The following is an 11,951-nucleotide window of genomic DNA, read 5'->3' as shown; positions in this document are numbered from 1 at the left end:
ACCGTCACCCCCGCGAAGGCGGGGGTCCATGGGCAACGGCCCCGGGGTGCTCGCGGCAGGGTGCCAGGGTTCTGGATTCCCGCCTGTGCGGGGATGATCCAGCCCGTTATTAACGCGACTTTTATACCGGTGCGGCCCAGGCCCGCCGGAACCACCAGCAGGAGGCTGACGCATGCAAGTCAACGATACCCTGATCCTTACTGCCACCTGTGCCAGCCGACTGGGCACCGTGGACGTGGTCACCCGCTACCTGTACGAGCAGGGCTGCTACGTGGCGGACATGCAAACCTTCGATGACGCCCGTGCCGGCCAGTTCTTTATCCGGGTCGAGTTCCGCCGGCCGGCGGACGGCGAGTTCGACGAGGTGGCTTTCCGGGATGGCTTCGCCCCCAAGGCGGCCCGCTTCGACCTGCAATGGCAACTGACCGAACGCAAGCGCAAGCCCAACGTGGTGATACTGGTGTCCAGGTTCGATCACTGCCTGAACGATTTGCTGTACCGCTACCGCACCGGGCAACTGGCCATCGAAATCCCGGCCATCATTTCCAACCATCCGGATCTGCAGCGGCTGGCCGATTGGCACCATATTCCCTACTACCACCTGCCGGTGACCGCCGACACCAAGGCCGAGCAGGAGGCGAAGATGTGGGACATCATCAACGAGAGCGAGGCGGAGCTGGTGGTGCTGGCGCGCTACATGCAGGTGCTGAGTCCCGAGCTGTGCGACAAGCTCGCCGGCTGGGCCATCAATATCCACCATTCGCTGCTGCCCGGCTTCAAGGGCGCCCAGCCCTACCACCAGGCCTACGCCAAGGGTGTCAAGCTGGTGGGGGCCACCGCCCACTATATCAACAACGAACTGGACGAAGGCCCCATCATCACCCAGGGCATCCAGCCGGTGGATCACAGCCACTACCCGGAAGACTTGGTGGCCAAGGGACGGGATGTGGAATGCGTCACCCTGGCCAAGGCCATCCAGTACCACATCGAGAAGCGGGTATTCATGTACCAGGGCAAGACGGTGGTACTGGGCAACTGACCCATCCGATATAAACGAAATAGCGGCCAGGTATCGCTAAGCAGAGCTGCCGCGCCAGGGAAGGCGCGGCAGAGCCCCCAGGGAGGGGGTTACGGCGAATCTGCGTGCGGCACCTGGGCAATATAGGCCGATAACCACAAGCGACAAGGAGACATCATGTCCGACAAGATCACGGTATTGCGCGATACCCAGCCCACCGTACTGCTGGATGCCACCAAATGGGAAAAGCTTTCCGGCGACCCCCATACCGTCAACCTCAACGCCTACACTTCGGAAGACGGCAGCAAGATCATGGGCACCTGGCTGTGCACCCCGGGCAAGTGGGCGGTGAATTACACCAAGTGGGAATACTGCGACTTCCGTGAAGGCTACTGCATCCTTACCCCGGAAGGCGGCGAGCCCATCCACCTCAAGGCCGGCGACATCTTCGTGGTCGAGCCCGGCTTCCGCGGCACCTGGGAAGTGGTGGAAACCGTGCGCAAGTACTTCGTTTTCGCCTGACCCCCTGAATGCGGTGCCGGCCGATACGCCGGCACCTTCTGTTACCTGCATCTGGATATCCGCCTGCGCGGATATGATATGCCAGCTTTCACTCCCGTTCTCCAGTCACCCCCTCGTCTTCCAGTCACTCCCTCGAAGGCGGGAGTCCATCTGCCCCTGCCGCTTGCTATGCTGAAAAAGAGGATCTCAACCCGGGAGGCGTTATGAATGGGCGATGGCAAGGCGTGCTGGCGCTGCTGGTGCTGCTGGCAGCGCCGGGGGCGGGATGGGCCGAGCCGGTGCTGGCCCGGCTCGATGCCGACGGGGTACAGCGGGTGGAGGTCGTCGGCGGCAACTATTTCTTCCGTCCCGACCATATCATCGTCAGGGTCGGGGTGCCGGTGGAGCTGATTGCCAGCAAGGAGCCGGGGCTCACGCCCCACAGCCTGGTGATCTGGTCGCCGCGTATGGGACTGGACGTGGACGAGATGATGGGGCGGGAGGCCAGGGTGATCCGTTTTACCCCCATGGCCACCGGCCAGACCTCCTTTTACTGCCAGGAAAAGCTGGCCTTCTTCCCCAGCCACCAGGAGCGGGGCATGGCGGGTGTGCTGGAGGTAATGGAGTGAACCATGTTGAGCGGAGTATTGCTGCTGATGGCGCTGGCACTGGATAGCCCGGATCCGCTGGAACAGGCCCTGGCACGCTTCGACGCGCTGCAGGGCTACCGGCTGGAGCTGCGCAGCGAAGGACCCGGGGGCAACCAGCAGCTCCGCTACGCCTACCGCAAGCCCGGCCTGGTGCGGCTGGATGTGATCTCGCCCCATGCCGGCGCCGTGCTGATCTACAGTCCCTACAGCGACCGGGTGCGGCTCTGGCCCTTTGGTCTGAGTGGTCCCTCCCTGACCCTGAGCCCCGACAACCGCATGGTGAAGAGTCCCCGTGGCCACCGGCTGGACCGATCCGACGTGGGTGAGTTGCTGCGCCAGGCCCGGCGGCTCGGCCTGCAGGGGGAAATGAGGCTGCTGGGAGAAAGCCGGCTGGCCGAGCGTCCCGTGCTGCAACTGCTGGCGCGGGGAGAGGCACCGCCGGGGCAGCCGGCCCGCTTCGAAATCTGGCTGGACAAGATCCTGTTGTTCCCCGTGCGGGTGATAAGCCACGACGCCCGGGGCAATCTGCTCGAGACCGTGTGGCTGGAGCACATCGAGCCGGATCCGTCCTTTGCCGACGACTTTTTCTTTCCCTGAGTCCCACCATGGCGAGCTATCACTTCGTGACCCTGTGGCGGATAGCCGCCCCGCTGGAAGCCGTATACCAGGCCATCAGCCAGTCCCAGCGCTGGCCCCTGTGGTGGCCGGGACTGGTCCAGGTACGGGAGCTGGCCGCCGGCGATGAGCGGGGCATCGGCCGGATATACCGTTACCTCTGGCAGAGTCGGCTGGGCTACGGCCTTACGTTCGACATGCGGGTGCTCCGGCTCTATCCGCCGCGGGTGATAGTGGGTGAGGCCCGCGGCGATCTGGATGGCTGGGGCTGCTGGCAACTGACGGAAAAAGCGGGTATTACCCGGGTCCGCTACGAATGGAGGGTATGCACCACCCGCCGCTGGATGAACCTGGCCGCCCCCCTGGCCCGGCCACTGTTCGCCTGGAACCACCATGCGGTAATGCAGGACGGTGCCACCGGGCTGGCCCGGTGGCTTCGTGCCTCGCTGCTCGACGGCCGTCGGGATTAGCACCGGCCTTGTTTCCCCCCTCCCGTGCGGGCTATGCTGCAAAAGGACCTTTTTGAATACCTATCGGCAGGAGGACGGGATGAACATCATCAATGCCAGGCTGAGAAAGCAGGAAGGGCTCTTTTCCCTGAGTGTGGCCGAGGAACATTTCACCGCCATCCGGCCCCAGGCCGCCGTCCTGGAGGCTGCGCCGGGAGCGCTGGATGCGGGCGGCAACCTGCTGTGCGCGCCCTTGGTCGAGCCCCATATCCACCTGGATGCAGCGCTCACCGCCGGCGAGCCGAACTGGAACATGAGCGGCACCTTGTTCGAGGGCATAGAGCGCTGGGCCGAGCGCAAGCCGCTGCTGACGCCGGAGGACGTGGAGCGGCGGGTGCTGAGTACGGTGGAGCTGCTGGCGGCCAACGGTGTCCAGCATGTGCGTACCCATGTGGACGTGACCGAGCCGGGGCTGGTGGCGCTGAAGAGCCTGGTCCGGCTGCGCGAACGGCTGCAGCCGGTGCTCGATCTGCAGATAGTGGCCTTTCCCCAGGAGGGAATATTCTCTTACCCCGACGGCAAGGGGCTGATGGAGCAGGCGCTGGCGGAGGGCGCGGACGTGGTGGGCGGCATTCCCCATTTCGAGTTCACCCGGGAATACGGGGTGGAGTCCATGCGCTGGGTGATGGCGCTGGCCCAACGGCATAACAAACGGGTGGACGTACACTGCGACGAAACCGACGATCCTTCTTCCCGCTTCCTGGAGGTGCTGGCCACCGCCGCCCTGGAGGCCGGCATGGGGGACAGGGTCACCGCCAGCCATACCACCGCCATGCATTCCTACGACAACGCCTACTGTTCCAAGCTGTTCCGGCTGCTGAAGCTGTCCGGCATCCACTTCGTGTCCTGCCCCACCGAGAGCATCCACCTGCAGGGGCGCTTCGACAGCTATCCCAAGCGCCGGGGGGTGACCCGGGTGAAAGAACTGCTGGCGGCGGGCATCAACGTGGCCCTGGCCGAAGACTCCATCCGGGATCCCTGGTATTCCCTCGGCAACGGCAAGTTGCTGCGGGTGCTGGACGCGGGTCTGCATATCTGCCAGATGATGGGCTACGAGGACATTTCCCGGGCGCTGGATCTGATCACCGACAACGGCGCCCGGGTGCTGGGCCTCGACGACTACGGTATCGAGGTCGGCAAGCCGGCCAGCTTCGTGATCCTGGAAGGAGACGACGATGTCGAGGTGATCCGCCGCCAGGGCGAGGTGCTCTATTCGGTGCGCCGGGGCCGGGTGTTGGTGGAGCGTCGGCCGGCGGAGCTGGTCCGCCGGCCGGTGATCTGAACGGCCGGGCCGTCCTGTCCGTGAAGACGGACATCAGGGGCCGACGAAAAAATGGTCATTCCCGCGAAGGCGGGAATCCAGGGCCGGCGACGCGGAGCTTAACTGATCCGAATTCCAGTCCTGGTTCCCTGGGCCCCCGCCTGCGCGGGGGAGACGATCTTAGGTTGCGGGGGAGACGATCTTAGGTTGCGGTGGTGACGGCCTTTAATGCCTGCCCCAAGACACGCCGGCGTTGTTATCAGGGCGCCGGGTTGGACCATTTGCTGTGGATCTCGGCGATGCCGGCCAGCACCTCGGCGCCGAGTTCGATCTCCACCGACTCGATGTTCTCCTTCAGCTGTGCCAGGGTGGTGGCGCCGATCAGGTTGCTGGTCACGAAAGGCCGGCTGTTGACGAAGGCCTGGGCCAGTTGGGTCGGGGTCAGGTCGTGGGCCCGGGCCAGCGCCACGTAGGCGGTGGTGGCCGCCCGTGCCTGCGGGTTGCAGTAGCGCTGGAAGCGGCTGTACAGGGTCAGGCGGGCGTTTTCCGGCCTGGCGCCGTTTTCGTACTTGCCGCTCAGCATGCCGAAGGCCAGCGGCGAGTAGGCCAGCAGGCCCACCCGCTCGCGCAGGCTGAATTCCGACAGCCCCACCTCATGGGTGCGGTTGAGCAGATTGTAGGGGTTCTGGATGCCCTGAATGCGCGGCAGACCGTGCTTGTCCGCCGCGGCCAGGAACTTGTGCACTCCCCAGGCGGTTTCGTTCGACACGCCGATATGGCGGATCTTGCCCGCCTTCACCAGTTCGTCCAGCGCCGCCAGGGTCTCCTCGATGGGAATGCTCTCTTCCTCCACCAGGGTCTCGAAGCCGAGCTGGCCGAACATGTTGGTGGTGCGATCCGGCCAGTGTAATTGGTAGAAGTCGATGTAGTCGGTCCGCAGCCGGCGCAGGCTGTCGTCCAGGGCGGCGACGATATTGGCCCTGTCGAGCTTGGGCTGGCCGTCGCGGAAGTAGGAAGGGCGCTTGGGATCCCGGGAGCGACCCACCACCTTGGTGGCCAGCACTATCCTGTCACGGTTGCCGCGTGCGGCCAGCCAGTTGCCGATCATGGTTTCGGTGCGCCCCTGGGTTTCCTGGCGTGGCGGCACCGGGTACATCTCGGCGGTGTCGATCAGGTTGACGCCATGGCCCATGGCCAGGTCGAGCTGGGCGTGGGCCTCGGCCTCGGTATTCTGCTCGCCCCAGGTCATGGTGCCCAGGCCGATCAGGCTGACGTCGAGGTCGGTATTACCCAGTTTTCTGTATTTCATGGGATTTCCTTAGCGGGATTAATGAGTTGGAACAGAAACGCCATGGCCACAGGGTAACAGCAAAAGCGGAGGGAGATCACGACTCCATAAAAAAGGGGCCGGGTGAATACCCCGGCCCCTTGTTCAGACAGTCGATGCTCAGGCGCCGATGATGCCGCCGTCTTCCCGGGTGATGATCATCACGCTGGAGCGGGGAGTATTGTCGCCACCCATGGGGAAATGGGAGTCGGCCAGTTCTTCGCCCGGATGCTGGATGCCCACGAACAGGGTCTTCTGATCCGGGGTAAAGGCCAGGCCGGTCACTTCACAGGCCACGGGACCGGTGAGGAAGCGGCGGATCTCGCCGGTATCCGGGTCGGCGCACAGCATCTGGTTGTTGCCCTGGCCGGCGAAGTCACCGGCGTTGGAGTAGTTGCCGTCGGTCTGGATCCACAGCCGGCCGCCCTGGTCGAAACCGATGCCGTCCGGGCTGTTGAACATGTTGTCGACATTGACGTTGGCGGAGCCGGCGTAGAGGTCGCCGTTATGCACCTCGGGGTTACCGGCCAGCACGAACAGATCCCAGTCGAATCCGGTGGCGGTGTGGCGGCCACCGGCGGGTCGCCAGCGCACTATCTGGCCATAGTGGTTTTCGGCGCGAGGGTTGGGGCCGCCCACCGGCTGATTGTCCTTGGTGCCGCGATTCTTGTTGTTGGTCAGGGTGCAGAACACCACCGGCTCATGGGGATGGGCCGCCACCCACTCGGGCCTGTCCATGGTGGTAGCGCCCACCTGGGTGGCGGCGAGGCGGGCGTGGATCAGTACTTCGGCCTGACTGCCGAAGCCGTTTTCCGGGGTCAGGCCGTTCTTGCCGAAGCTCAGTTCAATCCACTCGCCCTTGCCCTTTAACGCACCGTTGGGGCCATTGTGGAACTTGGCCACGTAGAGGGTGCCGTCTTCCAGCAGGCTGCGGTTGGCGGCCTGGTTGTCGGGGTTGTACTTGTTTTTGCTGACGAAGCGATACAGGTGTTCGCCGCGCTCGTCGTCGCCCAGATAGACTACCACGTGGCCGTCCTGGTCGATGACCAGCTCCGCATTTTCATGCTTGAAACGGCCCAGGGCGGTGCGTTTGATAGGGGTGGACGAAGGGTCCCTGGGATCGACTTCCACCACCCAGCCGAAGCGGTTGGGTTCGTTGGGGTTTTTGGCCAGATCGAAACGCTCGTCGAACTTGTGCCACTGGTAGCCGGCGTCTTCGGCGCCCACGCCGTAGCGGGCCAGGGCCGGAGAGAGCTCGACCTGGCCGTCGGTGCCGAAGTAGCCGTTGAAGTTTTCCTCGCAGGTGAGGTAGGTGCCCCAGGGGGTCATGCCGTTGGCACAGTTGTTGAAAGTACCCAGGGCCCGCTCGCCCCTGGCGTCGGCACTGGTCTGCAGCAGGGCGTGGCCTTTAGCCGGGCCGCTGATGACCATGGGGGTGTTGGCGTCGATACGGCGGTTATACTTGCCGTCCTTCTCGAAGCGCCAGCCGTCGCCCTGCTTCTTGATGGTGATGATGGACACGCCGTGTGCGGCCTGGGCGCGCTTGACGTCATCTGCGCTCATGTTCTTGCCCTGGTGGGAGAACATGAGTTCGTAGTTGGTGTATTCGTTGTTGATGGCCAGGATGGCGGTGCTGTCGTCGACCGGAAAGAAGCTCATGCCGTCGTTGTTGTCGCCGAACTGACCGGCCTGATCGGCGGCCTTGTTGCCGCCGTTATTGATGAACTCGGCGACGTTGGAAAACAGGGGATCACCCCAGGATATCAGGCGTTCCACCTTGTAGCCTTCCGGCACCACTATGGTGTCGGCGGTGCTGGCGGGCACGGCCTTGAAGCCCATCAGCGGGCTGTTGCCGGTGGCGGCGGCGATGGCGCGGGAAATGGGCGAGGCACCGAAGAAGGCGGCGGCACCGAGGGCGGCGGCACCCCCCAGGAAGCGGCGGCGGCTCAGGCCCTGCTCGACCATCTGGGTAAACTCGGGCACCTGGTCACGGGGATGGTTCTGTTCATCCTTCAGTTCAAACTGGCTCATTTTTAAATTATCCTTTGCTCACATGGGGTTACGACCACGCCATGGTAGAAGGCAAAAATGTCAGTTTGATAACAATAAGATGACAGGAAGACGACGATGCGAGTAGAAACCGCCGATACCCTGGCAAAAGTGATCATTGTTGTGCAGGCGGTGCTGATCAGCCTGCTGCTCATCGGTAGCGGCTTGTTGATGCAGCAGGCCACCGAGAATGGCGAACAGGCGCCGACCTTGCAGGGCCCGCTGTTGTGGTTGTTTCTGGCGGTGCTGGTGGTCGCCTGGCTATGGTTGTGCCGCCGGGCCTGGGCCGGTTATTTGTCCACTGAGGGCATGGGCAGGCAGTGGCCCTTCTGGGTGCTGGTGGCGGTACAGCTGCCGTCCTTCCCTTTGGGCACCCTCATGGGGGTAGGGTTGATTTTCCTTAAGATAAAGTTCCATCCCCGCAGCCAATAAAGGAAAAAGCCCGGCTCTCACCGGGCTTTTTAGGCCAATCTCGTTGCATTCTGTTGTCATTCCCGCGAAGGCGGGAATCCAGAGCACCATGTCATGGACCTCCGCCTCCGTGGAGGTGACGGGTATTAGGTTGCAGCGATGGGGGGGACATATCTGGCGCAGAAACAAAAAGCCCGGTTTTGCACCGGGCCTTGGTATGTCAGTCATCCCAACGGCGGTATTTTTTCTTCTTTTTCTTCTTGTAATGATGGTGGTGCACTTCCTTGCGGTGGTTGTCGCCGGAGCTGGCGCCCAGGGCGGAGCCCGCGGCACCGCCGATGCCGGCACCGATCACCTGGCCGCTGTTGCCGGCTACGTTCTTGCCCAGGGCGGCACCGCCCAGGGCACCGACGGCACCGCCCAGGGCGGCTTCGTTCTTGTTGCCCCGGTTGGCGGTGGCGGCACCACCGGCGGCGCCGCCCAGGGCGGCGCCCACCAGGGCACCGGTGTCACCGGCCATCTGCTTGCCGATAACGGCGCCGGCAGCGCCACCGGCACCGCCGCCGATGATGGTATTGAGGGTTTCGCCGGCCATGGCGGGAGCCGCGCCGAGCAGCAGCAGGCTTAAGGTAAGGTTTTTCTTCAACATGCAGACTCTCTGTCAGGCTGTTCAACTTGGACGAACTATACATGGGCAAGGCGGAAAGGGAAGCGGCAACGCTCCGGCATTATTTGAGTCCCTTTGCGGTAATTTTTTTCAAGTTATTGTTTTTAAATGAATTATTATTTTTTGTTGCCCCCCTGGTGACAACCTGTGACCGACAGCTCCTGTCCGTAGCGGGAGCGGTTCAGCGTTTGTACACCCAGACCAGGGTGCGCAGGCCGTTCTGGCCGTAGCGGGCCAGGCGATCGAAGCGGCCGCGCTCTATCGGCAGGTACTGTTTGTCCACCGGGCTTTCGCCTGCATCGTCGTCGATATCCGGGTCGTGGATGTAGACGAACTCCTTGTCGATGGCGCACACCAGCACCCAGTGGGGGGCCTTGCGGCCGTCCAGGTGGTAGGTGCTGATCAGCACCAGCGGCAGTCGGCCCTGGGCTAGCCCCTGCTCCAGTTGCTCCAGGCTGAAGCTGCCGTACTGGGGGCGGATGCCGAGTTCGGCCATCTGGGCCAGAAACTGTTCGTGCACCCGTTCCAGGATCTGCTTCTTGTCGGGGGTACGCACGCTGCTGACGAACAGCGGCCCCTGCAGGTTCAGCATCAGTTCCACTTCGAAGCCGCGTCGCTTGGCGGCCAGGGCCAGGCCATGGGGGCCGCAGCCGCCGTGGCCCTGGGTCATGAAGATGGTGGTGGCCTCGCGCCACAGCTGCAGTTCTTCGTCGATTTCCGGTCGGTAGTGCGAGTCCAGGGCGCTTACCGCCATCATCAACGACGCCGGGCCGCAGGTAAAGTCGGTGGTCTGGCGGTAATAGGGTACGGCCTTGGCGCCGGTGAGGGGGTGATAGTGGTGGATACGTTTCTGGTAGCGCAGGGCGGTCTGGTGATCCTCGTAGTAGTCGTGGAAGACCCCGAACTGGCGATAGCCGAGCCGCTGGTAGAGATTTTGGGCGGCGGTGTTGTCGGCGCGCACCTCCAGCCGCATAAATACGGCACCCTTGTCCCGGGCGCCGTCCTCGGCGGCCAGCATCAGCGATTGGCCCAGCCCCAGGCCGCGGGCATCGGGGGACACCGCCACCGAATAGACCCGGGCCAGGCGGGTGTTGCGACGAAACAGCACCAGTATGTAGCCCAGCAATTGTTCGCCGAGCTCTGCCGCCAGCAGCATGTCCTGGGGATGTTCGATAAAGCGCTGGAAACTGCGCCGGCTGATCCTGTCCTGCTCGAAACAGCGGGCCTCGAGGGCGAGCAGGGCGGTGAGTTCGGACTTCCGGGCAGGGCGGACGAGGGGGTCTGACATAGGTCACCGGATGGGCCAGATGAATACCTTCAACATACGTCAAAAATATTCCGTCAGCGAGACATTTTCCAATGCCCGGCGAGCGGATTTGGGAGTAGAGTTAGGCACACATAACGTCTGCAGCCAACACGGATTTCCCCATGACCCAATTGATTCTGGTGGTGGATGAACTCAGCGCCTGGGAGCCCTATTTTCCTTCCGAAAACCTGGTCGACTTCCAGACCTATCTCAAGCAGGCACCGGCCAGGAACGCACCCCGCACCCGGGTTATCAACCTGTGTAAGACCGGCAAGTACCTGTCCAACGGCTATTACTGCTCGCTGCTGGCGGAGGCACGGGGCCAGCATGTGATCCCCTCGGTATCCACCCTCAACAACCTGCGCAACAAGGGGCTGTTCGCCTTCGGCTTCGATGGCGTGTCCGAGGTGTTGGAACAGTGGGTGGCGGGCGGGGAGCCGGTCAGGCAGCTCAAGGTGAAGAGCTATTTCGGCCATTGTCAGGTGCCGGGCCTGGCCAACCTGTGCCGGGAGCTGTTCGAGCGGTTGCCGTGTCCCATCATGGAGCTCGGCTTCAAGCGCCGAACCCATTGGGAACTGACCGGGCTGGCCACCCTGGCGCCCCGGGATCTGGCGGGAGAGGAGGAAGATCAGTTCGCCAACGCCCTCGAGGCCTACTCTCGCATCATCTGGCGCAAGCCCAAATCGGTGAAGCGCTATCGTTACGATCTGGCGATGCTGATCAACCCGGACGAAGCACTGCCGCCTTCGGATCCCAAGGCGCTCAAGCGCTTCGTCAAGGCAGGAGAGCGGGCCGGGGTGAACGTGGAGATGATCACCCGTAAGGACTACCAGCGGCTGGCCGAATACGACGCCCTCTTTATTCGCGAGACTACCGCCATCGACCACCACACCTTTCGCTTCGCCCAGAAGGCGGAGCACGAAGGCTTGGTGGTGCTCGACTCGCCCACTTCCATACTGCGCTGTGCCAACAAGATTTTCCTGGCGGAAAGCTTTACCAAGCACGGGGTGCCCACGCCCAGGACGCTGATGGTCAACCCCAGGCAGAAGGATGCCGTCGAGTGGCTGGAGCGGGAGCTGGGCTATCCCCTGGTGCTGAAGATTCCCGACGGCGCCTTTTCCCGCGGGGTGTACAAGGTGGCCGACCGGGCGACCCTGGTCGAGACCCTGGTCAAGCTGCGCAACGCCTCGGCCCTGGTGCTGGCCCAGGAGTACTTTTTCACCGAGTTCGACTGGCGCATCGGGGTGCTCAATCACCAGCCGATCTTCGCCTGCAAGTACTTTATGGTGAAGGGGCACTGGCAGATCTACCGCCACAACGGCGGTGGCCGGGAGGCGGACTCCGGCGGCTTCGCCACCCTGCCCACCTTCGAAGCGCCCAGGGCGGTGATCAACGCCGCCCTCAAGGCGGTCAAGCCCATCGGCGACGGCCTTTACGGGGTGGACATCAAGGAGGGCAAGGGCCGGGTGGCGGTGATAGAGGTGAACGACAATCCCAATATCGATCACGGGGTGGAGGACGTGTTCCTGAAAGACCGGCTCTACGACATGGTTATCGAGGACTTCGTGCGCCGGCTGGAGGTGGACTGACCCGTCACGATGGTGGGCTGAGCGCCGGGAGTCGTGGCGCCGGCCGCT

General features: G+C 63.4%; 12 protein-coding genes. 8 read left to right on the top strand and 4 right to left on the bottom strand.

The window, feature by feature from the left end:
• Positions 1-172: 172 nt before the first annotated feature.
• The 6 genes from purU to codA all read left to right on the top strand — a co-directional run bounded on the left by purU (position 173) and on the right by codA (position 4,575).
• Positions 173-1,039, top strand: coding sequence for a formyltetrahydrofolate deformylase (gene purU / locus ACEVBK_RS12125; RefSeq protein ID WP_375055199.1), 867 nt, complete (start codon positions 173-175; stop codon positions 1,037-1,039).
• A 156-nt stretch (positions 1,040-1,195) separates the two neighbouring features.
• Positions 1,196-1,540 carry a cupin domain-containing protein gene (locus ACEVBK_RS12120; RefSeq protein WP_094041384.1) on the top strand — a complete coding sequence of 115 codons (345 nt, stop codon included), beginning with the start codon at positions 1,196-1,198 and terminating at the stop codon, positions 1,538-1,540.
• A gap of 203 nt (positions 1,541-1,743) precedes the next feature.
• Positions 1,744-2,148, top strand: a complete 405-nt coding sequence (locus ACEVBK_RS12115) for a quinol oxidase (protein WP_375055198.1) — start codon at positions 1,744-1,746, stop codon at positions 2,146-2,148.
• 3 nt (positions 2,149-2,151) lie between these two features.
• A complete protein-coding gene (locus ACEVBK_RS12110; protein ID WP_375055197.1) occupies positions 2,152-2,766 on the top strand; it encodes an outer membrane lipoprotein carrier protein LolA in 615 nt (204 codons plus the stop codon).
• A gap of 8 nt (positions 2,767-2,774) precedes the next feature.
• Complete coding sequence (locus ACEVBK_RS12105) at positions 2,775-3,254, top strand: SRPBCC family protein (RefSeq protein WP_375055196.1); 480 nt, start codon at positions 2,775-2,777, stop codon at positions 3,252-3,254.
• Positions 3,255-3,333: 79 nt separating this feature from the next.
• On the top strand, positions 3,334-4,575 hold the full coding sequence (gene codA / locus ACEVBK_RS12100) for a cytosine deaminase (protein WP_375055195.1): 1,242 nt from the start codon (positions 3,334-3,336) through the stop codon (positions 4,573-4,575).
• A 238-nt stretch (positions 4,576-4,813) separates the two neighbouring features.
• Here codA and ACEVBK_RS12095 read toward each other — a convergent pair whose 3' ends face one another.
• Both ACEVBK_RS12095 and ACEVBK_RS12090 read right to left on the bottom strand, forming a co-directional pair.
• Positions 4,814-5,863 carry an NADP(H)-dependent aldo-keto reductase gene (locus ACEVBK_RS12095; RefSeq protein ID WP_375055194.1) on the bottom strand — a complete coding sequence of 350 codons (1,050 nt, stop codon included), beginning with the start codon at positions 5,861-5,863 and terminating at the stop codon, positions 4,814-4,816.
• Between the two features lie 138 nt (positions 5,864-6,001).
• A complete protein-coding gene (locus tag ACEVBK_RS12090; protein WP_375055193.1) occupies positions 6,002-7,912 on the bottom strand; it encodes a PhoX family phosphatase in 1,911 nt (636 codons plus the stop codon).
• A 96-nt stretch (positions 7,913-8,008) separates the two neighbouring features.
• Here ACEVBK_RS12090 and ACEVBK_RS12085 point away from each other — a divergent pair, with 96 nt between their 5' ends.
• The gene (locus tag ACEVBK_RS12085) at positions 8,009-8,362 is read left to right on the top strand and encodes a hypothetical protein (RefSeq protein ID WP_375055192.1); all 354 of its coding nucleotides are present in this window, start codon (positions 8,009-8,011) and stop codon (positions 8,360-8,362) included.
• Between the two features lie 199 nt (positions 8,363-8,561).
• On the opposite strand, the gene ACEVBK_RS12080 is transcribed toward ACEVBK_RS12085, so the two are convergent.
• Positions 8,562-8,990, bottom strand: a complete 429-nt coding sequence (locus tag ACEVBK_RS12080; protein ID WP_375055191.1) for a hypothetical protein — start codon at positions 8,988-8,990, stop codon at positions 8,562-8,564.
• 199 nt (positions 8,991-9,189) lie between these two features.
• Entirely contained in the window at positions 9,190-10,296 is a 1,107-nt protein-coding gene (locus tag ACEVBK_RS12075; RefSeq protein WP_375055190.1) for a GNAT family N-acetyltransferase/peptidase C39 family protein, read from the bottom strand.
• Between the two features lie 140 nt (positions 10,297-10,436).
• Between ACEVBK_RS12075 and ACEVBK_RS12070 the strand changes: the two genes are divergently transcribed.
• A complete protein-coding gene (locus tag ACEVBK_RS12070; protein ID WP_375055189.1) occupies positions 10,437-11,903 on the top strand; it encodes a RimK family protein in 1,467 nt (488 codons plus the stop codon).
• Positions 11,904-11,951 lie beyond the last annotated feature (48 nt).

Origin of the sequence: Zobellella sp. DQSA1 (assembly GCF_041950555.1) — a bacterium.
Lineage (GTDB): Bacteria > Pseudomonadota > Gammaproteobacteria > Enterobacterales > Aeromonadaceae > Oceanimonas.
This window is presented reverse-complemented; position numbering and strand designations above follow the sequence as displayed.

Excerpts from the sequence above, each read along its gene's own strand:
- ACEVBK_RS12080 (WP_375055191.1), bottom strand. The coding sequence starts at position 8,990 with ATGTTGAAGAAAAACCTTACCTTAAGCCTGCTGCTGCTCGGCGCGGCT.
- ACEVBK_RS12110 (WP_375055197.1), top strand. The coding sequence starts at position 2,152 with ATGTTGAGCGGAGTATTGCTGCTGATGGCGCTGGCACTGGATAGCCCG.
- codA (WP_375055195.1), top strand. The coding sequence starts at position 3,334 with ATGAACATCATCAATGCCAGGCTGAGAAAGCAGGAAGGGCTCTTTTCC.
- ACEVBK_RS12115 (WP_375055198.1), top strand. The coding sequence starts at position 1,744 with ATGAATGGGCGATGGCAAGGCGTGCTGGCGCTGCTGGTGCTGCTGGCA.
- ACEVBK_RS12070 (WP_375055189.1), top strand. The coding sequence starts at position 10,437 with ATGACCCAATTGATTCTGGTGGTGGATGAACTCAGCGCCTGGGAGCCC.
- purU (WP_375055199.1), top strand. The coding sequence starts at position 173 with ATGCAAGTCAACGATACCCTGATCCTTACTGCCACCTGTGCCAGCCGA.
- ACEVBK_RS12085 (WP_375055192.1), top strand. The coding sequence starts at position 8,009 with ATGCGAGTAGAAACCGCCGATACCCTGGCAAAAGTGATCATTGTTGTG.
- ACEVBK_RS12090 (WP_375055193.1), bottom strand. The coding sequence starts at position 7,912 with ATGAGCCAGTTTGAACTGAAGGATGAACAGAACCATCCCCGTGACCAG.
- ACEVBK_RS12095 (WP_375055194.1), bottom strand. The coding sequence starts at position 5,863 with ATGAAATACAGAAAACTGGGTAATACCGACCTCGACGTCAGCCTGATC.
- ACEVBK_RS12120 (WP_094041384.1), top strand. The coding sequence starts at position 1,196 with ATGTCCGACAAGATCACGGTATTGCGCGATACCCAGCCCACCGTACTG.
- ACEVBK_RS12105 (WP_375055196.1), top strand. The coding sequence starts at position 2,775 with ATGGCGAGCTATCACTTCGTGACCCTGTGGCGGATAGCCGCCCCGCTG.
- ACEVBK_RS12075 (WP_375055190.1), bottom strand. The coding sequence starts at position 10,296 with ATGTCAGACCCCCTCGTCCGCCCTGCCCGGAAGTCCGAACTCACCGCC.